This window comes from Holdemania massiliensis, assembly GCF_022440805.1.
GTDB lineage: Bacteria > Bacillota_I > Bacilli_A > Erysipelotrichales > Erysipelotrichaceae > Holdemania > Holdemania massiliensis_A.
On sequence record NZ_JAKNTK010000001.1, the window covers coordinates 3,558,089 to 3,580,193 of the forward strand.

Annotated in this window: 26 protein-coding genes and 1 tRNA gene; 7 read left to right on the forward strand and 20 right to left on the reverse strand. The window is 44.9% G+C overall.

Translation table 11 applies throughout. The features are described from left to right. Positions 1-23 precede the first annotated feature (23 nt). Together MCG46_RS16400 and dapB are read right to left on the reverse strand one after the other, a co-directional pair. On the reverse strand, positions 24-1,175 hold the full coding sequence (locus MCG46_RS16400) for an AfsR/SARP family transcriptional regulator (protein ID WP_240280934.1): 1,152 nt from the start codon (positions 1,173-1,175) through the stop codon (positions 24-26). A gap of 195 nt (positions 1,176-1,370) precedes the next feature. Beyond that, entirely contained in the window at positions 1,371-2,078 is a 708-nt protein-coding gene (gene dapB, locus MCG46_RS16405) for a 4-hydroxy-tetrahydrodipicolinate reductase (RefSeq protein WP_240280935.1), read from the reverse strand. A gap of 115 nt (positions 2,079-2,193) precedes the next feature. Between dapB and MCG46_RS16410 the strand changes: the two genes are divergently transcribed. Further along, entirely contained in the window at positions 2,194-2,466 is a 273-nt protein-coding gene (locus MCG46_RS16410) for a hypothetical protein (protein ID WP_020225511.1), read from the forward strand. 172 nt (positions 2,467-2,638) lie between these two features. On the opposite strand, the gene MCG46_RS16415 is transcribed toward MCG46_RS16410, so the two are convergent. Next, positions 2,639-2,842, reverse strand: coding sequence for a hypothetical protein (locus MCG46_RS16415; protein ID WP_240280936.1), 204 nt, complete (start codon positions 2,840-2,842; stop codon positions 2,639-2,641). A gap of 195 nt (positions 2,843-3,037) precedes the next feature. Between MCG46_RS16415 and MCG46_RS16420 the strand changes: the two genes are divergently transcribed. Together MCG46_RS16420 and MCG46_RS16425 are read left to right on the forward strand one after the other, a co-directional pair. Continuing rightward, positions 3,038-4,780, forward strand: a complete 1,743-nt coding sequence (locus tag MCG46_RS16420; RefSeq protein WP_240280937.1) for an ABC transporter ATP-binding protein — start codon at positions 3,038-3,040, stop codon at positions 4,778-4,780. Positions 4,781-4,828: 48 nt separating this feature from the next. After that, positions 4,829-5,581: a TIGR02206 family membrane protein gene (locus tag MCG46_RS16425; RefSeq protein WP_240280938.1), complete on the forward strand. Its 753-nt coding sequence runs from the start codon at positions 4,829-4,831 to the stop codon at positions 5,579-5,581. 49 nt (positions 5,582-5,630) lie between these two features. Here MCG46_RS16425 and MCG46_RS16430 read toward each other — a convergent pair whose 3' ends face one another. Further along, positions 5,631-5,909 carry a chorismate mutase gene (locus tag MCG46_RS16430; protein WP_240280939.1) on the reverse strand — a complete coding sequence of 93 codons (279 nt, stop codon included), beginning with the start codon at positions 5,907-5,909 and terminating at the stop codon, positions 5,631-5,633. 60 nt (positions 5,910-5,969) lie between these two features. On the opposite strand from MCG46_RS16430, the gene MCG46_RS16435 reads away from it, so the two are divergent. After that, positions 5,970-6,045: transfer RNA gene (locus MCG46_RS16435), tRNA-Ala, on the forward strand. 185 nt (positions 6,046-6,230) lie between these two features. Here the strand turns inward: MCG46_RS16435 and MCG46_RS16440 are convergent. From MCG46_RS16440 to mgtE, 6 genes are all read right to left on the reverse strand, one after another. Further along, entirely contained in the window at positions 6,231-9,251 is a 3,021-nt protein-coding gene (locus tag MCG46_RS16440; RefSeq protein ID WP_240280940.1) for a bifunctional diguanylate cyclase/phosphodiesterase, read from the reverse strand. A gap of 27 nt (positions 9,252-9,278) precedes the next feature. Next, entirely contained in the window at positions 9,279-10,739 is a 1,461-nt protein-coding gene (locus MCG46_RS16445) for an extracellular solute-binding protein (RefSeq protein ID WP_240280941.1), read from the reverse strand. A 275-nt stretch (positions 10,740-11,014) separates the two neighbouring features. Further along, positions 11,015-11,611, reverse strand: coding sequence for a manganese catalase family protein (locus MCG46_RS16450; RefSeq protein WP_240280942.1), 597 nt, complete (start codon positions 11,609-11,611; stop codon positions 11,015-11,017). A gap of 4 nt (positions 11,612-11,615) precedes the next feature. Further along, on the reverse strand, positions 11,616-11,861 hold the full coding sequence (locus MCG46_RS16455; RefSeq protein WP_020225503.1) for a spore coat protein CotJB: 246 nt from the start codon (positions 11,859-11,861) through the stop codon (positions 11,616-11,618). After that, entirely contained in the window at positions 11,854-12,480 is a 627-nt protein-coding gene (locus MCG46_RS16460; RefSeq protein WP_240280943.1) for a spore coat associated protein CotJA, read from the reverse strand. The genes MCG46_RS16455 and MCG46_RS16460 overlap by 8 nt, the downstream gene beginning before the upstream one ends. Before the next feature lie 173 nt (positions 12,481-12,653). Then, entirely contained in the window at positions 12,654-13,985 is a 1,332-nt protein-coding gene (gene mgtE, locus MCG46_RS16465) for a magnesium transporter (RefSeq protein WP_240280944.1), read from the reverse strand. A 444-nt stretch (positions 13,986-14,429) separates the two neighbouring features. On the opposite strand from mgtE, the gene MCG46_RS16470 reads away from it, so the two are divergent. From MCG46_RS16470 to MCG46_RS16480, 3 genes are all read left to right on the forward strand, one after another. Next, positions 14,430-14,939 carry a hypothetical protein gene (locus tag MCG46_RS16470; RefSeq protein ID WP_240280945.1) on the forward strand — a complete coding sequence of 170 codons (510 nt, stop codon included), beginning with the start codon at positions 14,430-14,432 and terminating at the stop codon, positions 14,937-14,939. Then, positions 14,929-15,219 carry a hypothetical protein gene (locus MCG46_RS16475; RefSeq protein ID WP_240280946.1) on the forward strand — a complete coding sequence of 97 codons (291 nt, stop codon included), beginning with the start codon at positions 14,929-14,931 and terminating at the stop codon, positions 15,217-15,219. Before MCG46_RS16470 ends, MCG46_RS16475 begins: the two co-directional genes overlap by 11 nt. 495 nt (positions 15,220-15,714) lie before the next feature. Beyond that, positions 15,715-15,894, forward strand: coding sequence for a DUF6440 family protein (locus MCG46_RS16480; protein WP_240280947.1), 180 nt, complete (start codon positions 15,715-15,717; stop codon positions 15,892-15,894). Here MCG46_RS16480 and MCG46_RS16485 read toward each other — a convergent pair. The 10 genes from MCG46_RS16485 to MCG46_RS16530 all read right to left on the reverse strand — a co-directional run bounded on the left by MCG46_RS16485 (position 15,848) and on the right by MCG46_RS16530 (position 21,997). Further along, complete coding sequence (locus tag MCG46_RS16485) at positions 15,848-16,141, reverse strand: hypothetical protein (protein WP_240280948.1); 294 nt, start codon at positions 16,139-16,141, stop codon at positions 15,848-15,850. The genes MCG46_RS16480 and MCG46_RS16485 overlap by 47 nt on opposite strands. Before the next feature lie 47 nt (positions 16,142-16,188). Then, positions 16,189-16,713 (reverse strand): AAA family ATPase, encoded by a 525-nt coding sequence (locus tag MCG46_RS16490; RefSeq protein ID WP_240280949.1) that lies wholly within the window; start codon positions 16,711-16,713, stop codon positions 16,189-16,191. A 391-nt stretch (positions 16,714-17,104) separates the two neighbouring features. Continuing rightward, positions 17,105-17,413, reverse strand: coding sequence for a type II toxin-antitoxin system RelB/DinJ family antitoxin (locus MCG46_RS16495; protein WP_240280950.1), 309 nt, complete (start codon positions 17,411-17,413; stop codon positions 17,105-17,107). A 366-nt stretch (positions 17,414-17,779) separates the two neighbouring features. After that, a complete protein-coding gene (locus MCG46_RS16500; protein WP_240280951.1) occupies positions 17,780-18,130 on the reverse strand; it encodes a YobA family protein in 351 nt (116 codons plus the stop codon). Between the two features lie 64 nt (positions 18,131-18,194). Next, positions 18,195-18,758 carry a YdeI/OmpD-associated family protein gene (locus MCG46_RS16505; RefSeq protein ID WP_240280952.1) on the reverse strand — a complete coding sequence of 188 codons (564 nt, stop codon included), beginning with the start codon at positions 18,756-18,758 and terminating at the stop codon, positions 18,195-18,197. A 202-nt stretch (positions 18,759-18,960) separates the two neighbouring features. Next, the gene (locus MCG46_RS16510) at positions 18,961-19,539 is read right to left on the reverse strand and encodes a flavodoxin family protein (protein ID WP_240280953.1); all 579 of its coding nucleotides are present in this window, start codon (positions 19,537-19,539) and stop codon (positions 18,961-18,963) included. Between the two features lie 49 nt (positions 19,540-19,588). Then, positions 19,589-20,038: a GNAT family N-acetyltransferase gene (locus MCG46_RS16515; protein WP_240280954.1), complete on the reverse strand. Its 450-nt coding sequence runs from the start codon at positions 20,036-20,038 to the stop codon at positions 19,589-19,591. 67 nt (positions 20,039-20,105) lie between these two features. Then, positions 20,106-20,501, reverse strand: a complete 396-nt coding sequence (locus tag MCG46_RS16520; RefSeq protein WP_240280955.1) for an iron chaperone — start codon at positions 20,499-20,501, stop codon at positions 20,106-20,108. Between the two features lie 375 nt (positions 20,502-20,876). Beyond that, positions 20,877-21,860 carry an alpha/beta hydrolase family protein gene (locus MCG46_RS16525; RefSeq protein ID WP_240280956.1) on the reverse strand — a complete coding sequence of 328 codons (984 nt, stop codon included), beginning with the start codon at positions 21,858-21,860 and terminating at the stop codon, positions 20,877-20,879. Next, positions 21,857-21,997, reverse strand: coding sequence for a hypothetical protein (locus MCG46_RS16530; RefSeq protein WP_240280957.1), 141 nt, complete (start codon positions 21,995-21,997; stop codon positions 21,857-21,859). Before MCG46_RS16530 ends, MCG46_RS16525 begins: the two co-directional genes overlap by 4 nt. Positions 21,998-22,105: the final 108 nt, after the last annotated feature.

Below are 22,105 nucleotides of genomic sequence, written 5' to 3' on the forward strand. Positions count from 1 at the left end.
ATGCGCCGCAGACCAAAGACTGATCAGACTGCTGAAGTTGAGGAGGATTGTTCGATTTTCTGCGCATGATAATAAATTCTGACCTGCGTTGTCGGATATTTGTGATTCAGCCGCTGACTGAGCCGTTTGACCACCTTATGCACATCTTGTTCCGCGCTCAGCATCAACATCACCGCTAACTGGCAGGCCGCTGTTCGGGTGAAAATATCACAGGAGCGCAGCTGATTCTTCACAATCCGAATCAAAGCATCCGTGGCCTGATTGCCAAGCTCTGCCGAAACACCCTGGACATCCAGAACTAACAAATAAGAATTGATGTCCAATCTTCGGCTTTCGCGCATCCGTGCCTGATACAGCTTGCGGAAAACCGGCTGCTCGCAGAAAAAAGCGGTGCCGTCTTCCTGAGTATTCATTTCCTCAATCAGCTCCTGAATGGTGTGCGTCGGCTCCCGTTCTGAGCTGAGGAAGTAAATCAAGGACTTGGACCGGCCTTCAAACTCTACGCCGAATTCGTGATAAAACCGTTCGGAAATCTGATCAAAATGTTTTAAGGCCCGATTATACTCCTTGGCTTTAACCAGTCCAGATAAATATCGGTAATTGAGATCATCTGAATACGGATCCAGCGCCAGCGCCCACTGTGTGATCCGCAAAACTGCTTCTGACTTCCCGTTTTGTTCTAACAGCGCCGCCGTATCCTGAACTAAGTTCTTCACTTTTTCTTTCCAGAATTCACGCAGCGGAAGAATCCACAGAGAAGAATAACCGGCCATCAGCTCACCGCGGACCAGCATTTCAATCCATTCCGGCTTTTCAGCCAACGTTTCCGGCTTCAGTATATCGAGCTGATGCAAATCAGAATCCACCGGCGCCTGCAGCGAAAATAAATATCCGCGGCTGCCGGTCACGATCCACTCCTGATCTTTTGTTTCAGCATAAGCCTGAGTACATTTACGTAGACGATGAATCGCAAATTTCAGGGCATTTTGAGGATTGACGGATTCCGGCCAGAACAGTTCAATTAACCGTTCATGACTGACTAACTCTCCGCGATGAATAAGGAAATAACAAAGCAGCTCGGTCAGCTGTTTCCCTAAAATTTCGCTGAGTGCGCGGGACTGACCGTTTTCCTGCAGTGTTGGAACTCCCCAAAGTTTAATAAAATAGCGTTCCACTTTATTTCCTCCCACAGAATCAGAAGACTTTCGTCCAGTAAACCTCTGACAATGACTTTATTTTATCAGATCGCCCTGGCAACCTCAAGCATCCTTTATTGCGCATCTTTCGATTTCTGACTCGCCAAGAACGAGAAGAAGCAGAAAAGTCAGGGTGTTGTCCCTGACGGATTGAACGGTGTTTTGCTTGTTTCTTCAGCGGCGAAGTCCAAGCCGCTGTGTCAGTAAATCTTCCATAGAATACAGACCGGCACCCAGCATCGGAATGGCCTCCACCGCTTCCAATATGCCGCGGATAAAGATTTCACGGCTGTCTGCGGTATGGGTAATCGTGATCTGTTCGTGATCCCCGCACAAGATCACCGTGTGTTCTCCTGCAATCTGCCGATGCCTCAGCGATGTTACAGAAATCGGTTTTTGATAGCCATAGCGGTCCGTTGAGAGTCCCTGCAGCGTTTTCTTGAGCATTAGAGCACTGCCGCTGGGCTTATCCTTTTTCTGTTCATGATGAATTTCAAGAATATCACAGTCAAAATACTGAGCAATTTCCTTCTGACAGCATTTCAGCATCTTATTGACGATCGTCATGCCAATCGAAAAGTTACTGGCCATGACTACCGGTACACTTTTCGCCCAGACTTCAATTTTCTGCTTCTGCGCTTCGCTGTACCCGGTGGTTGCCAGAACCAGAGGAATTCGCTGGGTCTGCATCGCCCGCTCAATCTTGACGAAATTATCCGGATGGCTGACATCGATGATCACCTCGGGATGCTGCGGCAGTTCAGCAATCTCCCGATAATACGAGGAGGCGATCAACCCAACACACTGCAGATCTTCCTTTTCTTCTATCTGGCTTAACAACAAATGGCCCATCGTACCATAACCAACGATAACAATTTTCATGATCATCCCCCCTGATCAGTGTATGATGCCCGGAACTTTTCCATAACCTCGGGTCGTTGGCCCGGGTCCTTTTGCCCGGATGGAATACGATGTCAGTGTAAGGAGGAATTAACTTATGGGAATGCCTGAAATTAAAAGTAGTAACGTCACCCGTTCACAAGCGATTACCGATATTCTGCAGTCGATTGCTTTGGAGGAAGCCGCGCTTGCGCACATCCTCAATGCCGAAGGGGAAAAACTGCAGTGTGCAGTTTCCATGGAATGCATTACGATTGATAAGCTGATCGAGGTCAATGAAACAGTGCAGAGTACCATGGAAGCGGCAGCAAAATTTGAGCAGGCGCTGCAGGCGAAGCTGGCCAGTTTATTCCAGGACTGCTACAAATAACTTTAACCGTATCCACAAGGACAAAGCACCGCTGCCCACAACTGGGCCCGCGGTGCTTTTCCTTTCATTCGCTTCTTTGATCGCTGTTGATCAGAAGTTCTCAATCTGTTTTTTGTTACCGATTTGTCTAAGCAGTACATACAGCGAATTCCCATTCTTCAATCCGAACTCTTTAGTTCAAGAAAATCCCCGTGATCAGCAAGACGACGAGCAATTCCAGCCCCATAATAACCCATGACCAGGGATTTCCTAAATTCATCGTCCAAGCGTATAAACCTCTTTTTCTGACAAAGATACGAGCATCCTCACGGTTGATATAAATCCGACCGCTCATTGGCTGATTCCCTTCTTCCTGACTGTATTTTCGTTTAGCCATAGAATCCTCCTTCGTGTTCTGCATCCGGACGATGCCTTCCTATGCTTTTTCTTTATCTTATCAAGGGGCGAGCAGCATCGCAAGGCTTTGCGGCTTTGATGATGCAAAATCATCAAAAAGCGGTCGGAACGGTTCGGAAAGATTGAAGTTTCCGCGAATTTGGGCTACACTTATGTCTAACTAAAAGGGGGAATTGTGTTGCTTAATGCCCGAGGTAAAAAATTTCTTTCGTACTATCGGCCTTATCTGAGGCTGTTTATCGCCGATATGGTCTGTGCCTTCATCGTGGCGGCGATTTCACTGATCTTTCCGCTGCTGACACGCTACATCACCAATACTGTGTTAGTCGGTTCGCAGTCCGTGCAGCTGGATCTGATTTTCCGTATCGGCTTAGTCATGGTCGCGTTAATTCTCATTGAACTGCTCTGTAATTTCTTCATTACTTATAAAGGTCATTATATGGGCGTCATGATGGAACACGATATGCGCAATGAGCTGTTCAGCCATTATCAAAAGCTGTCGTTCAGTTTTTATGATGAACAGAAGACCGGCCAGCTGATGTCGCGGCTGACCAACGATCTGTTTTCATTAACTGAACTTTACCACCATGGACCGGAAGATGTGGTGATTTCGATCATCAAGTTCTTCGGTGCTTTCTTTATTCTGCTTTCAATCAATGTTCCGCTGACGCTGATCATTTTCTCCATCCTGCCGGTCATGCTTCTCTTTGCGCTGTACTTCAACAAGAAGATGGGCAAAGCCTTTAAGCAGAACAAAGAACGCGTTGGAGATATCAATGCCCGGATTGAGGATAACTTATCCGGAATCCGTGTCGTCAAATCGTTTACCAGCGAAGGCAGTGAAATGGAAAAATTTGATGTGGAGAACAACCGCTATGTCAAATCCCGCAAGAACAGTTATCGGATCATGGCCTATTATCACTCTGGGCTGAACGCGTTTACCACAATGATCACCGTCGTTGTCATTCTGGCTGGGTCTACGTTCATCTCGATGAAATGGATCCTGTTGGGGGATCTGTTAACTTATCTGCTTTATATCAACAATCTGACGGAACCCGTGAAAAAGCTGATCAACTTCACAGAACAGTTCCAGGAGGGAATCACCGGTTTCCAGCGCTTTATGGAAATTATGGAAGTCGAGCCGGATATTCAGGATAAGCCGCATGCTCGGACGCTGGCTCAGGTCAAGGGCGCAGTGGACTTTGAAGACGTAGGGTTCCAGTATGCTTCCGCTTCCGATTACGTGCTGAAACATATCAATCTGCATGTGGAACCGGGTGAATATCTGGCGTTAGTGGGTTCCTCGGGGGCCGGCAAGACCACGCTGTGTTCGTTAATTCCGCGTTTCTATGAAGTCAGCGAGGGCCGGATTTTAGTCGATGGTCAGGATATCCGCGATGTCACGATGAAATCGCTGCGCAGCTGCATCGGCATTGTTCAGCAGGATGTTTATCTGTTTGCGGGCAATGTCATGGAAAACATTCGCTATGGACGGCCCGATGCCACGGAAGAAGAAGTCATTGCCGCGGCCAAAGCCGCCAATGCGCATGATTTCATCATGGAGCTGCCGGATGGGTATAATACAGATATCGGGCAGCGGGGCGTGAAACTGTCCGGCGGTCAAAAGCAGCGCTTATCCATCGCCCGGGTCTTCTTAAAAAATCCGCCGATCCTGATTTTTGACGAAGCGACCAGCGCTTTGGATAATGAAAGCGAAAAGGTGGTTCAGGATTCTCTGGAACGCCTGGCCCGCAACCGCACAACGTTTGTCATCGCGCATCGCTTATCCACGATCCGCAACGCCCGGCGGATTGTCGTTTTGTCAGATGAGGGTATTTTGGAACAGGGCGATCATGCGGCGCTGATGGCAGCCGACGGTGCTTATGCCCATTTATACCGCATGCAATTTGAACATTGATTCTAAGGAGGTTTTACTATCTCACAATTCTTCTGTTTCTGGGATGAGGTGCTGCCTGGAACAGCCTATGGTTTCTTAAGTCTGCCGCACATGCTGGAAATTCTGTTCATTCCCTTAAGTCTGGGACTGCTTCTACATTGGACGCAAACCCATTCGCGGCAAGCGGCCAGAAAATTACTCCACGGATTGGCCATCGCTGTCCCATGTCTGGAACTGACACGGATTGTCTGGCTGTTTCTGTTAGGTGAAGGGTATTGGGTCAAGCTGCTTCCGCTGCATCTGTGCGGGCTGCAGGTCTTGTTTATTCCGCTTGCCGTCTTTACCCGCTCAGAAGCCCTGCGCAGTTATGTGTGGGCCACTTCCATTCTCGGCGGAATCACGGCTATCGTTTATCCGGCCGGGATTGTCGGTACTTATCCCTTTTTCCACTTTCAGACATTCCAAAGCTTTGCCCTGCATCTGCTTCTGATTTTAGTTCCCATCTTAATGTTTCTGTGCGATGGTTACTCCCCAACGTTTAGACAGCTGCCTTCCGTCACGGTGATTCTGAGCCTCAGTGCCCTGTGCGCCTTCGCTGTGGACTGGATTTGGGGACAGAATTACATGTTTCTTCGGGAAGTCCCGGACATTGGCTTTTTACAGGAGATCCTGCGCCTGGGCGGATATCCCGCTTACTGGCTGACCTTGGGTTCGGCTGTGCTTGCGGGCTGTGCCTTGTTACTGGCTTGGGGACAGCGCTGGGCTCAACATAGACAAACACATCAACATGAGAAAAGAGGAATGACGCGGACGGGGATGTGACCCGTCTGCAATCTTCCTCTTTTTGTTATCCAGCGCCTGTCTGCGTTCGTTATTCTGTTTCCAACAGAACTTTTTGATATCTTCGCGACAGCTCCATCTGTTTGATCAGCAATTCTTCATAATAGGGCTTTAATTCCGGATCTTGGATCAGGGCACAGCCCTTTTCAATCACAATCTGTTCGCGGGATGCATCGAGAATCGGCAGCTGATGTTCCCGCTTATAAGCCAGAACCTGTCTGACCGCTGTCATTCGCTTTTCAAATAATTCTGCCATCTGGGCGTCAATTTCATTAATCATTTCCCGGGCCTGTTGTAAACTATCCTGCATAACTTCCTCCTCAATCATCTTGACAATTCCTTAATTGGTGATAAAATTAATATCGTGTCTGGGGCCGTAGCTCAGCTGGGAGAGCGTTGCGTTCGCAATGCAAAGGTCGCGAGTTCGATCCTCGTCGGCTCCACCAGATTTCACGATCAGACAGGAACAAACGTTCCTGTCTTTTATTTTGTATTATACACTGAAAAATCCCAAAGATGGAGTTTTTTTTATTCAATGTTCCTGTTTATCCGCTCAACCTACACAGACTGAGATTTTTACTGAACCCGAAGAAAAGGATACTTCACGAATGAGGTGAAATATCCTATTTTTTTATTCCTTAGACGGCTGTTCTTTTTTCGCTTTTTTCTTTACCGCTTTGCGCAGTTCTTCCATCGCTTCCGGATCCGGCTGCGGCGGAGTCAGTTCGCCTTTGCGGAAATAGAATCCCTGCATGTAATCCGTACCGCATTCGATCAGCACTTCCATTTCTGCCCGGGTTTCTACACCTTCCGCCAGAATTTTGATATGACGGCTGCGGAAATAGACAACCAGCCCCTCATAGAACTCGCGGCGGTTAAGATCCTGATCAATCCCACGGATAATGCTCATGTCGATCTTCACGTAGTTTGGCATCAAGTCGAGCAGCGTGGCTTCCCCATTATAGCCCGTTCCATAATCATCCAAGGCTATTTCCTGATGCTGCTCAACGCAGCGTTTCCGTTTATGCAGCGTGGCCTGTTCACCCATCTTCTCACTTTCTGTCAGTTCGATGACAACCTGGGAATTGTATTGACCAAAGCGCCGATCCAGTTCCGCCAGATCCTCCGGCGTCAGCCGCAGACTGGAAATGGAATTGATGAACAGTTTCTTCCCTTTCAGATGTTCATGATAGCGATCAATCGTTTCCATCGCTTTGAACCAAGTCAGATGTTCAATCTGATACAGCCGTGACTGGGCCCGGGCAATCCGCAGCACTGCCGAAGGTGTCGGTAATTTTTCCATCTTTGGCCGCATCAGCATTTCATAGCCATAGACCGTTTGCGACGCAACATCAATGATCGGCTGGAATACAAAGTCAATCAGTTCATTTTCAATCAGCCGGTTGAGATCTTCACTGCTGTGCAGCATAAACGAATCCTTCTGATAGCTTTCAATTTCAAAATCCTTGATTCCGCCCTTCACGGAATTCTTGATTTCATACATCGCAAAATCAGCGTATTTGATTAATTCTTCCAGATTCCGGCTGTCCTTTGGATACCACGAAACACCAAAAGAAGCACGGATCCGAATGCGTTTGCCATCCGGCAGATCCATCTCATAAGCCGCCATAGCCTTGCGGATCTGTTCGATCTTCTGACGAATCTGGAAGTCCGTATCATAGCCATAGAACAAAACGTAGAACTCGTCGCCGGACATCCGCGCCGCAATTTCATGCGAGCCGGCATTGCTGCGCAGAACATCAGCCGCACTGCGAATATAGCCGTCGCCGCAGTCATGTCCGTACGTATCGTTAATATACTTCAGGTTATCGAGATCCATCATCATAAAGGCTGTAATTTTCAGCCGTTCCGGATGCTCAAAACGCTCCTGGGCAAACCGCTGGAACGCCCGCCGGTTTAACAAATTGGTCAGAACATCATAATCCCGTTCATATTCAATGCGGTGACGTTCCACCATTTCCGCCGTTACATCCTGAATCACACCCAGGATCGTCTGCCCCAATGCCGCAGTTTTCAAACGCAACCAGCGGGCTCCACCGCTCTGTGGCTCCAGTTTGATCAGTTTCTCACGCTGCCGGCCTAAATCCCCGAGATCCAGATTCAGCTGATGCAGGTGATCGCTGAACTGATCCAGGGTCAGCATCTGATCCTCATGACTCTGCTGCGGCTGCAGCGCGTCAAAGAACCCGGAGGTGCAGAAGACAGAATTTTTTGCCGGATCGATTTCAAACGCACCGATCTGGATTGAAAGCATGCCGATAATCTGCGACAGCCGCGAGCTGTTTTCAGCAACGCTCTTGCTCAGTTCTTCAATGGCCTGACTGAGCTGATCAATTTCCGTGATGCGGATCGGATCCAGATGAATCGGCCGGTTCGGATCGGAATTGCGGACTTTGCGGGCCAAGGCGCCGATCTGTCGGGAAGGCCGGTAACTGGCATAGATGGTCGCAGTCAGTCCCACCAGCATCGACAGAATCATAAAGGTCAGAATTGTATTCTGGATTTTCCGCGAGAATCCATACAATGCATCCCGGGACTCCAGACCGACTAAGACCCAGCGCTGATGGGAAAACGGAGCATTGGTATTATACAGATCCAACGGCTGCAGACTGCCGTAAATCCGCTGCTTCAGCTTTAACGCTTCGGTATGAATCAGCGCTCCGGAACCGGATATTTCCTGATCCATCTGAAAGACCAGCTCTTCCGCTTCGCCAAACATTGCGATGAACACACCGCCGCTGTGCGTCACCTTCTGCAAGGTTAAGCCCTCCGCTGCCGCCTGGGATTCATCGAGAATCGCCAGCATATATGAACCGGACTGATCGGAAAGCAGTTCCTTGGCCGGCAGCATCGTCTTCAGATAATCGTCCGCCAATGAAATTCCAAGGACGCCCAGCACCGTGCCGTCACTGGCGACTAATGGTTGGGAATAGGTCAGCGTTTTGATCATTGCTTCATTTAACGTTGATCCATAACCCCAATACCCGGCATCCTCCCGTTCCAGCTCCGGAACGGACCGAATTGCCTGGACAGGATTGTTGTAGAAGTAACTTTCCGCTGTAATTTTAAACCGCGGGCTCCAGCCGACGTCCATCGCAATGCCTAAAGCCTGCGCCACATCTGTCGGTGAGCGTTCCATCAGAAGATCAGAATTATCATAAGGATTGTTGATCGGATCCAAGTCGCGCAGGTACAGCCCGCTTTTCTCAGCCGACTCCCCTTCGCCGATTTCCACCGGCGTTCCTTCAAAGACCAGAAAAACACCGGTCACGGTGTTTCGGCGCATTAAAGCGACCAGATCCGGACCGATGGTTTTTAAGATATTGCTGGTCAGTTTGGCTCCCGGCACCAGATCCGAAACCGTCATCTCAGCTTCAGCTAACTGCTGCTCGATTTCCTCTTCAATTTTCGTCTGGTAGATCGAAAAATTACTCCAGCGCTGGATCATTTCATTTTCCAGATAATTCTTCCGATTGATGACCCGTTCGTTCAGGATTTCCTCAGCATTTCGATCAAGCTTGGTAATCACGCCGCCGTTAAATACCAACATCCCAAACAAACTGATCTGAAAAATTTGAACGATGATCAAAGGGATCAGAATACGATTGAAAACACTTCTTTTTTTCAGCATATTCCGGTTACTCCTTTTCTACAAACGTTATTTCTTTACAATTTCCTGCATTTGCTGCGTCAGCGACGTAAACCAAGCGTCAAAATAAGCTTCGGTCTCAAATTCAGCGGCCGCCTCATCCAGGCTCATCCCCTGTGCCAGCTTCGCCTTGACCTGTTCGCGATCCGCTTTCGCCAGATCCTGCATCGACGTGTCCAATAAAGAGCGGGCATCATTGCCGCCTTCAAAGGCTTTTGTCGTATACAGTTCAACTTCATTCAGCTGCTTTTCCGCGACTTCAACCACATCGATCATCTCAGCGGAAGCCAGTTCTTCATGACTGTCCATGACTTTTTTTATCGCTTCAAAATCATTTGCAGCTTTTTTTACCGGCAAATAACCTGAAGCCAGTGAAAATTCAATGTTTCGTTCTTCTTCCGTAAACCATTTTAAGAATACAACCGAAGCATATTCATGCGCGGCATCCGAGCGGGACACAACCATGCCGGCGCCCTGCTGAACCGCGATTTTATCCCCGTCCGCAAACATCGGCGCGGCTGCCAGAACAGATTCGATCGGATAGCTTTCAACATCACTGACCGCCACTTCCTTCGGGAAATAAGCTGCTCCGCTGCTCGATCCGACTAAGGCGATCAGATCGCCGGTTTTCGCATCATCCGAACGGAAGCGTCCCTGGGCTGTAAAATAGCCGCGAATATAAGGAATATAATAATTATCCCACAATTTCTTAAAGATCTCACGATCCAGATTCAGTGTCACCTGATCCCCTTCAACTGCAAAAATTTCCTTCCCCAGCTGACGGCTGCCGATAATCATATAATTCGCCATCGCATCCCGGCCAAAGAAAGCCTTGCCGTCATTGGGCTGCGGTGTCAGACTGTCCGTCCACTCATAGTATTCCCGGGCTACCTTCGTCACGCCCTCCAATGTATTTAACTCATCCAAGGTGGCACCGGTCTCGTCCGCAAACCGATCCCAATCCGTCTTGTTCAGCATCATCAATTCCGTGGATTTGGCAATCGGGAATATTTTCAGACTGTCGTCCTCACCGATCCGACCTTCGCTCAAATACTCATCCCGATAGGATGCCAGGTCTTCTTCGCTCATATACTGATCAATTGAAGCGACCAGCCCCAGCTTGTCAACCTTAAACGCGGTATCGGCATAAGCCGCAAAGATATCCGGAATTTCCCCGGCTCCGACCTTCTTTTCCGCCGATTCTTCAACCTTCTTGATCAAATCGTTGACATTGCCCTGACTGTACGCTTCGACCACAATCCCCTTTTCAGCCCCAATCGTTTCGTTAAATTCAGTCACCAATCCGTCGAAAGCTGCTTTCTGCGTCCCGTTATAATAAGTCCAGATTTCCAGCGTAACTGGCTTGTTTGGATCCAGCAAACGGTCATAGTTTTCCTTTTTCGCTCCGCAGCCCTGCATCATGAGCATTGCCGCCATCACGATCATCCCAAATTTAGTTTGTCTTTTCATATTCTGCACCTTTTCTATATATTCAACATTATAGTAGTTTCATATTCAAATTACCATGATTTTACAGTAATATGAAACGTTATTACCTAACCAAAAAAGCAGAAAAAAGGAAAGGGAAAAGGAAAGTTCCGCATTCCACTGTACAAAGTTTCTCTGAAATTTTCCATATTTAGTGCACAGTTACAAAAATTCTTTCCCCATCTCCGACGCTGTTTCCTTTCTGATTCCCCACGATGTGATGTAAGGACGGGAATCCTCCCGTCCACGGCCTTCAATCAGCGATCAAAAGCCGGATTGTAGCGATAGTAGTTGCGGCAGTCCAAATCCTTGCGGACAAAGTCAAGGGCTTCGCCAAAACGCTGGAAATGAACAATCTCACGTTCCCGCAAAAACAGCAGCGGTCCGTAAACTTCCGGATCTTTTGCCAGCCGCATCAGATTTTCATACGTCGTGCGGGCTTTCTGTTCGGCTGCCAGATCTTCTGACAGATCCGTAATCGGATCCCCCTTCGACTGAATATAGGCGGTAGTATAAGGAACGCCGTTAGCTCCCTGCGGATACACGCCGGCTGTATGATCGACATAGTAATCGGCGGCATTGGCAGCTTTGATCTGCTGAGCGGAACAGCCTTTTAACAGCTGATAAACCATCGTAGCGATCATCTCTTCATGCGCCATCTCTTCGGTGCCGATGTCCGTCAACAGTGCCCGAACTTCAGGATACGGCATCGCGTAACGCTGGTTCAGATAACGGTCAGAAGCTCCCTTTTCTCCATCCGAGCCGCCCAGCTGCGAAATGATCAGCTTTGCCATTGCCGGGTCCGGCTTCTGGATATTCACAGGATACTGCAGTTTTTTCTCATAGATCCACATGGATTTATCCCTCTCTTTCCCACGGCCATGGACTATTGACCCAATCCCAGCGGCGTCCGCGGCTGTCCCGGCTGGTCAGCGGACCGCAGACACGGTTGTATTCGTCCGCAGCCTTGCGGCGCAGACCGGTGACATAGCGATAATAGCTCAATGCGACTTCATTGTGAGGATGGGTGTCCAAAAATAAAACCGCTTCCTGAATCGCAAAATCCAGTTCCTGCAGCTCGCGCAGCAATTCCTTCTTATTCATCCCGGCTGCCTCCCTTCCCCGTAAACGGCTTGTCCAGTTCGACAAACAGCGTGCCTCTTAATAAAGCGCGCGGACGATTGTAGATTTCCCGCTTTCCGGTCCAGCGCTGACGAATGACATACGGCATAGCCAGACTCCCGTTCCGGCAGTCATTCTGATGTCCGCAGTCCGGATCTGGATCCTCTTGACAACCGCAGTCATGACCGCAGCCGCAGTCTTCCTGATCCCCGGTATCCTCGTCACAGCCGCAGTCGTCATCGTGATGGTGGCCGCAGCCGCAGTCCTCATCCGGGCAGCCACAGTCATGATGACCGCAGCCACAGTCATCCGGTTCTTCATCGCAGTCACAATCGCAGTCACAGTCACAGCCGCAGCTCGGCGGACAAACTGGAGGCTTCGGATGGCAGCCGCAGCCGGCTGAAGAACTGACAGCCTCCTCGATTTCATCCTCCAAAAAATTCACTTCGTCAAAGCGAGTGCGGAAATCATGACTTCCGTTTGGACATTGAGGTCTGCACGGCGGAGTTGGACGATGCGGACGATCACATTCCGCTGCGAAATCCGCGTCGGATTCCATCCAGCTGCGCGGAATCCGGAGCGCTCTTTCTACGTTTCCCATTTGACATTCTCCTTTCCGGTCAAACTTTCGTTGACCCACTGTATAATATTGTGCAGACGGGCCAGGAGTTGGGGAGATAGCCGTGATGGAAAACAAAAAGACACTCACTTTTTTGTGAATGTCTTGAAATTGGAGATGGAATTGAATTTTTCTACACCGTTGTCGGTTACAGCTTACAAAGCAAACAGATGCGTAGCGATCGCAAAATAGATCATGATGGAACAAGTATCCACAATGGTTGTGATCAGCGGCGCCGCCATGATGGCTGGATCCAAATGGACTTTCTTAGCCAGCAGCGGAAGCATGCAGCCGATCAGCTCCGCCAGATAAACCGTACACATTAAGGAAACTCCCAGCAAGACCGCCAGCCGCGGATCCTGATACATCAAGATGATCCGCAGACCGTTGACCAGAGCCAGCGCTGCGCCGACAATCAGGGCAATCCGGCTTTCCTTAAACGCGACTTTAAACAGATCGCCGAAGCGAATTTCATCAGTCGCAATCCCGCGAATGACCAGGGTTGAGCTTTGTGTACCGCAGTTTCCCCCAGTATCCATCAGCATCGGGATAAATGAAACCAAAAGCGGGATCGCCGAAATCGTTTCTTCATAACGGGAAATGATCGTCCCGGTAATCGTAGCTGAAAGCATTAAAAACAACAGCCACAAAATCCGATGTTTGGCATGATTGAAAACGGAAGTGCCGAAGTAGGAGTCATCGCTGGGCTGAACCGCCGCCATCAAGGCGATATCCTCGGCCATTTCTTCCTGATAGACCTCCATCGCATCGTCAAAGGTAACGATGCCGACCATGCAGTTCTCAGTATCGACGACCGGAATGGAAATCAGCCGGTACTTTTGGAACAGTTTGGATACTTCTTCCTGATCATAATGCGTCCGCACGGAAATCACATGGGTTTCCATCAGATCGCCGATCCGGACATTCTCATCGTTTAAAAGCAGGCTTTTCGCTGTGACGATCCCCAGCAGTTTTTTATTTTCAATGACATAACATGTGTAAATCGTTTCCTGATCAATGCCAACGCGCTTGATTTTCGCAATCGCTTCCCGCACGGTCATCGTCTTTTTCAAATCAACATACTCGGTCGTCATGATGCTGCCGGCGCTGTCCTGCGGATACTGAAGCAGCTCATTGATACGCGAACGGGTTTCCTTATCGGTAACATCCAAAATCCGTTCCACAACATTCGCCGGCATTTCTTCCAGGATATCGACGGTATCATCCATAAACATATCCTCAAAGATATCTTTCAGTTCTTTTTCCGTAAACGTGCTGATCAGCGCCTGCTGCATCTCCGTGTTCATGTTGGTGAACACCTCCGCCGCCGTTTCCTTGGCGATCAGACGGAAAAGGATGACCATGCTTTCCTGGGGAAATTGTTCAAGCAATTCCGCCAGGTCCACGCTGTTCATCTCATTGAGTTCTTTTTTGATCTGAGCGTATTTTTTTGCATATAAAAGCTCGGTGATGGTTTTGACTGTCATACTTTGCCCTCCTTCAAGTTTGTTCTTCAAGTTCGCAAAGCATGAATAAAACGTCCTGGAGCTTTATTTTTGGGCAGACTCGCCCTCCAGAAGCGGAAAGAATGAATTTCCCGTTTTATTGATGCCTTGCCTGCAACTACTACCGCCCGGGTTATCCATTCGTTCCACCTCCCTCTTTTGCCGAAGTCCAGCTTCAGCCACTGTTTTTAGTGTATTTCCAATTTGTTAGATTGTCAATATTTTTAACAAAGAATTGATTGAATTCTTTTTCTTCTCCGCTTAAATTTTTCTTCGCTTTCGAATCTTGTTGTTTCTCAAGATCTTGATGCAGCGCTTCTCTCGTCTAACCGACTTTCTGTCCTTCCCCACTCTGTCTTTTTTTCAATTTTAGCTTTATAATAAAAGCAGAAACAGGCCTCATGTGTTAATAAAAGAAAGGCATTTATGAAAACACGAAGCTGGAAGTTATTTCTTAATCCTGATGGGATGATTCTCCTCTTTCTGGTTATCCAGCTGGGATTGTCCTGGAACGAAAAGCGGTGCTGGCCAGTTCCCGTAAGCCTCTGTCCCATTCAAAATGGACTGTCTTGTCAAAGTATAGATCTGGTCACGCCTTACTGCACAGACATCCATGTCTATGATTATGCCTTTTTGTTTTCCTGCTTTTTTCTTTTTCTTGTTTATCGGTTTTGGAAAACGCGGAACCGATGGCTGATCTTAGATTTGATTTACTGGCTGGCTGTCGCACTTTACGCATGGAGCGCCTGGTATACTCAATTTTACGTTGTTAGCCAAACTTCTTGGCTTTATCTGGCTTTTCTGCGCTGGATTACGCTGACCTTTTTTCACGACCCGCTTAATTTCAGCCTCTTTTTATTGATGTCCATCTGTTGTTTAAAGTCATTGTTTGTTCTGCTTTCTGGAATTCAAGGAGGAACCGATCATGAAGAATAAAATCACCTGCCCGCACTGCGGCCACACTCTGCCGCTTAGGCCTCTATCATTCTTATTCCAGCGAATCGAATGTCCGCATTGTCACAGCCGGTATCGCCTTTCCTTGACATGGCCGGTTTGCATTTTGATCGCCATTCTGGCACTATCTCTTGCAGGTCTGCATTTTTTCACCGGCCTGATCGTCTACCTTTTTGTGATTTTTATCCTTATTTACTTCTTTCTGCCATTTTGGATCAACAACAATCTCATTCGAATTCAAATGCGGAAAAGACAAGATTAAAAAACTGCAGTGTCCCTGACACTCCAGTTCCATTATTTCCATCCTACACCTAGGGCCTAATCCAATAAGCCGCATAGAAACCAACTCAATAAGCGGATTGTTATTGTCATAACTATCCCCTTATCAAATTCTAATTTAGAAGGATTAACCAATACTACAAAAATTCGTATTTATTATGGTCAAGATGCTCCTAGGTATATAGAAGAAATTTTCAATAAAAAATAGTGTTGTTACCAGCTGGTAAAGACAGCCTAAACAGCCGCAAGTACGCATAGTTACCTAAAGCATGAGAAGCGGACTATGGACTTAATGGAACAAAAGTGTCCTATTGGGTGCCCAAAAGAAAATGGTGTCTTGCAAGAACCGCTAAAGCAATATAAGATTTAATTCGAAAGATACGCGCTGAAACATTAGAATTGAAAAAACGCGGAGCGAATACGCTATAGGAGGAAAAGGCGTACTCAGCAAACTATAACTTGAAAGGGAGGAATTGCTATGTTTGAGAAAAAGGAGAAAAGATTTAGTCTAAAGGAAGAAGATAACTATACTTTCGGAGCGATTAGGGTTATAGTTGATACAATAACTGGTGTTAATTATATTATGACAGTAGGTGTTGGAGGTTCGTCAATTACGCCTTTGCTTGATAGCGATGGTAATGTAGTTGTTGATAAATAACTTCCAATTTATCATTTTGATAATCTGCGGTCAGCTCCTTCATTTCGTTCTCAACAAGTTCCTGCTTCTGTGTCTGAAGCATACGATAGTAATATTGGGACGAAATATTACGCTGTAAAGTTCTTACGCTCCAAGTTTGCATAGTTGCTTCTTTCTCATACCAAGCAGGTAAGAAAAGCAATAAACCCACAAGGAATATTCCAAATATAAACTTTTTAATTGCCCTAAAAAACAATTTCATTACCATAACCATCTCCCCATTTTATACTCAGCAACTTCTCGTTAAGCGTGAATTTAGAGTCTTATTTGCTCAATAATAAGTTTTGTGTTTTCGCCTACGGACTTTGTTCCATCCACTCGTATAATAGGACAGTTTAAAGATTGCAGCCATTCTTCAACTTCATTTTCAGCTCTAAGTTGAACAAGATGAAAGAAGTTATTTTCCTGATCATGTAAATCTCCGCCCGGCAGCATTCTATTACCAAATTTCTGAAAAGAACGATTTTTAACGCGTTGTATCCGAACAGCTTTCGGAACATCAAGCAAAATGACATACTGAAAATAGGGATAGAACCATTCTCCGTAATCCCCTTTTACGGAAGCAAGAACAAAATTTTCATACATTTTAATTTCATTGAAAAGGAGCTTTGCAGCTTCTTCGCGGGTGCGCGGATATGCATAAATACCATGAAGATCCGCCGCAGGAAAATACAGTCTTTCGTTATCAATAAAATGAAAATTTAATTTCTCTGCTAAGACTTTTCCCAACGTACTCTTTCCAGCCCCATTTAGGCCGCATACAATTATTCCTGTTCCCACAAATTTTTCTCCATTAAACACTGATTTTGCAATCAGTTTATCACTCACGATAAACTGGAATTGTTTAGCTTACTGCTTTGTATACTTTCTTAACTGTATATCAATATCCCTACCTCCATACATCACACGGATTATCGTAACGACAGCATCCTTTGGATCTGGAATGTAAAGCACGCAGTAATTGTCTACAGGCATGATACGCAGCCCTCGGCTGTGCCACGGCTCATTCTCGTATGCACGAAAACGCTCTGGCATCTAGTCAAGTTCCATGATACTTTCTTCCTGTCGGTCAAGCTGGCCTGCCGCATTTTCTGGGGACTGGAGTTCAAATGCAATATATTCATAAATATTTCTAAGATCTCTGTCTGATCTAAGATCTCAATTTCAAAGATCATAAATTATAATCCTTGCGAATATCTGAAAATACCTTACTTGCTGGCTTTGTACGGCCAGCCTTCATGTCTGCATAACCTTTCTCTAATTCTTCATTTATCTGTTCCTCTGATAAAATGCTCATATCTAATGATCTTGCAGAAGGTATCTTGACCTCAAAAGGCAATCCTCTGTGAAGGATAATCTGCTTATAGAACATATTGATTGCATTGGATGCAGGAATGCCAAGTGCGGAGAGAATTCCCTCTGCCTGCTCCTTTACCTCTGGTTCAATTCTGGCATAGAGATTTGCTGATTTTGCTGCCATCGTAATCGCTCCTTCCAAAAACGTATATTTTTTCTTCTATTTATAGTATATTCACTTGTCAGTACAATAGCAATACATTTTTGAAGTATGCAATCATTCATTAAAATCTGTCGAAGCTCTTACATGTTGTGACCTCTCTGTACCTGTAATCATCATTTCTGATCTCTGCATACATATCGTTGACCGTACCAATTGTGAGTAAGTCCAAGCTGCGAATAGAAAGTCCAAGCTGTACGCATCACAGCAGAAACAAGGGAGTTGTCATTTCTCGATCAGTTGAGCGAAGTTTTTTTTAGACTGGACGTCCGTCTGCATATTCAATCCCCAAAGCTGGATCAGTTGTGAAAGAACATGATAAATATAAATTTATTTAACATCTTGATTTGCTGGAGTTTTCAGTGTAATACCATACACAGTATTTATTTGAAGTGGAGCACTTTCTGCTATTTCACCATTGTAATACACAGTAATTTCATCTCCAACAGAAACATCTGTATAACTGTCTTTGTTTTCCACATTTAATGAAACTTTACAGCTCGACCCATTAGGATAACCCTCTGTATTGATATAGATGACAATAAAGTTATCTTGTACTTTTTCTACAATTCCAGTAATACTTGGCTCATTTTCTATGATATAATTCATAGTTCGACTGCTACAACCTACAATACCTATTACGCAGGCCAATGCTAAAGTGAACACTAAACACCTTTTCATATATATCCACCTCATAAATCTCAACATTTTTAATTCTTCCATCATGATAAATCTTTCAAAATGATCACATGGGTTTTAGATTTTTATTAAGCCGATCTACCATCCAAGCAATGCGCTTTTCCCGTCCAGCATCTGTTTTTGCATCAAGATATGCCCGTGTATAAGTTTTCTTGACGGATAGAGACATGGCTTGAAAATTTGTGTGAGCGAGTTCATGCTTCTCCAACAGTGCGGACAGACAGGCTATTTCCTCTTCTGTAATGATGGCCAGAGGGTTAGAAGCTTCCCACTGGCCGTTCTTTTTAGCCTCATCTATTTTCTTCCTGCCCAAATCCGTCATCAGCCCTTCTTCTTCAAGTTTTTTCACCAATGCCTTATTCTTCTCTGACCATTTGCTGTTCTTTCTGCGCAGAGAAAAATATTTCTTATATGTCTTATCATCAATCTTCTCCATCTGTCCGTCAATCCAACCAAAACAGAGAGCCTCTTCCAACGCTTCTGCTGCTTTAATAGTTTTGGGTCCACCCGACTTGCCGAACAAAAGCCAAATACCGTCCTCTGATAAACAATGTTTACAGAGCCATTCACGAAATTCTTCTCTGTTGGCAAATTTCATTGTTTCGCTCATCTTGTGTCCTCCTTAACATCTACTTTGACAAAGCTCGCAAATTTCTATATAATCTTGCAACCTATTAACACCATAGTATGGATACGATCCTTTTTCTCTATTTTTTGAAGTAATTAGAATTCTTTCAGAGCCCAATATCTCACAGCAGTCATTCCTGAATTAGTTTCATTTTCTTTCCCACAAATTTAAATTTACATTATTCTTAATAAATGGATTTTCCAAACTCATAAGCTTCTGTTAAATGCTCTGTTTTATCTATCTGTGGTCTTCCATTTGTGTCACCGCAGCCACCAGCTAACACCATTCCTTTATCATTGAAACCAATATAATTTATAATTGTAAACTTATAATAAGATACCGCCTGTTCATATGTCCAGAAGAAGTTATCTGCCGATGTCATTAGTAATGCTGCATCTTTTACTGGGTATTTTTCATATCGTCCATATGATGGATTACTATCTTCTTCTGCAATACAATAAAACCGTTCAATAAATGCTTTTAGTTTTGAGGATATTGTCCAAAAGAGAAGCGGAGATGCAAATACAATGCAATCCGCCGATATAATTTTATGAACGAAATCATTAAACGCATCTTTTTGAACACAGGGTTTGCCGTAACGGCAAGCATTACATCCAATACACCCTTTCACTTCAAATTTATTCAACGATACTTTCTCTACTTCATGACCAGCATCAAGAGCCCCTCTAATAAATGCATTCACTAATTGATTGGTATTTCCATTTGGACGTCCACCACCAACAACGACTAATATTTTTTTCATCATTTACCTCCACAAATACCGATTTTCCGATACGAAAAGCTGAAATTTGTCATTTCAGCTTTTTCTGATAGAATACAAAGCCATCCTCTCGTTTTACTTCAATATAGCCTAACTTCTTATAAAAGGAGTTTGTTCTTATGTTCCAAAGAGGAGTATCAAGATTTATCTCCTTTACATCAGGATAGAAGTTTTCTATACATTCCATCAGAGAGATACCATAACCCTTTCTGTGATATACACTATCTATGAAAATTCTTCCGATATATAAATTATTATTATTTTCGTTCAAAAAGAGAATTGTGCCCCCGACAACCTTATTCCCCTCCACAGCCTGATATAAATGATCTTCCTTTAACATTTGTTCATGCCAGATTACTGAATCGTATTCGGGCGGATAGCCATCGAAAGAGCCGCCAACTTCAACATCAGTTTCAAATGCTCTTTTTGACATACTCACAATTTTTTCAATCTGTTTGTTTTCTACTTTTTCTAATTTCATATAGCGTTCCTCTCCCAAATTTTGTTTTCATAAAGTGTACAAGTTCGATAAACCAAAAGCTGTCAAATCAGCTTAGACACCATTTTGCAATATCTGAAATCAATTGGGTTGGCAATGCTTTATCATAAGGAAAATAGATTGCATTTTTCTTAATAACAAATTCATTTAACTCATCTGCAAATTCTTCTATCACTTCAATACCTGCATAAAAACTAATATGTTTTTTACAAGCAGAAAAAGAAATGGATTTTCCATCTTTTTCATAATACGGCATACTCCATAAAATCCGCTCATGGATGCAGGGAACACTATTCTTCAGCGTAATCATCATTTCCATTAAATGAGAATGGGTTTCCAGGGGCTGCGAATTGATATATTCTAATACTGTTTCAGGGGCTTTTCCGCAATAATGTCCCTGATTTTTTCTTTTAAACGCTCTTCCGCATTGGGGACAGATCCACATCTCTTATTCCCTCCTCAACCTCGAATAATCTAATACGCCTTTTTTAGCTAACGGCCGATTAACCTGACTTCTTTTTTCCATTCTAATATCAACGTGCAGAAATGTCAAACCGCCGGCTTTGCGGCCTGAATTCAATTCAAATCCCGATTATAGAGGCACACTGCGATAGAACTGCCTTTTATAATTTGAACCTGATACTCTCCCTTTGTCAGATACGTTTTTTCACTCTGTCTGCCTATTTTAACTTCTTTTGAATAGTTCTTAGAAGTCACATTGGCAGATGAAGTATCCACTAGCTCAACTAATAAATAGGTATTAAAATTATGATTGCAACCGTATTCTAATTCTTTACAAAACTTTTTCTATCTTCCTGCCTCACTTTACAGGCAAATATAAATCCAAATATTCTTCCACTTTGTTCATATACTCTATATACATTTTTGTATCATTTTGTAATCCATGTCCAGAGTGTTCAAAGACAATATATTGGTGCGGTACACCACAAGCCGTTAATTTCTGATCAAGTCTCACAGAACTGTCAAAGGGCTGTACCTTATCATATTGTCCATAAGCAAGCACCGAAGGAACTGTATTTTCATCTACCCACAATAATGAAGAAATGTCTTTCATCTGCTCATCATACTCATCAGTTCCAAATATACTTGATGGAATCGTTTTTCCCAGCATAACACCAAAGAGAGAAGCTGCATTCTCCTTATTTTCTTCCTTGTCAAATCCATAACATTTCCAGTCTTCTGGATAAAAGCTTGATGGTCCAACCGCTTCAAATAGCATGGTTACGGGTACAGGGGAAGTGTTCGCATCACGATATGCATAGATCATTGCAAGAGCTCCGCCAGCAGAACCTCCAGCAATGGCCATAGAATCGATGTTGTATCCTTTTTCTTTTGCGGCCTCAATAACCTTAGGCATTGCTTCCTTGATTTCCATCGACTGCGAATATACACTTGCGTCTGGATGCCCATCATCTCTTAGCGTGTAATTAATTCCAACAGCGACATATCCCTTGGAGCAGAGCCATTGCAGCATCTCTTTATCATCGGTTTTATCACCGGAAGTAAAACCACCTGCGTGAAGGTATACCACAAGATTATAATTACTCTTAGATTGATCTGCTGGTACATACAAATCAAACTTATTTGCATCCTGATCGCCATAAGAGAGATCAATATATCCTTCCCCAACACTTTTATTCCAGTCAACCGAATACCTCTTCATAGCAGCCGGCTTATAGTTCATTTTAAATAAAGCTGATCCTACAAAACTGATCACAAAGACCAAGATACAAAGCAAAACAAACATTCCGTTTTTCTTTCCTCTCTTTTCATTCTTTATCACAGAAAATCTCCTCCAAACAAAGTTCCGCCCAGCATTGCATTAAGTACCACACGAACTGCCAGGCGTCCTAATACAATTCCAAGTAAAATGATGAATAGCAAAATAATGATTCTTTTATGTGTGAAAAAATTTTCCATGCTGATTCCCTCCAAATCAAAATAATATTGACATTGCGTCGAAGTGATGGTACATTCGTCTTGTCAGTACAAATGTACCATCCTAAATATCTAAAGTCAACGATATGA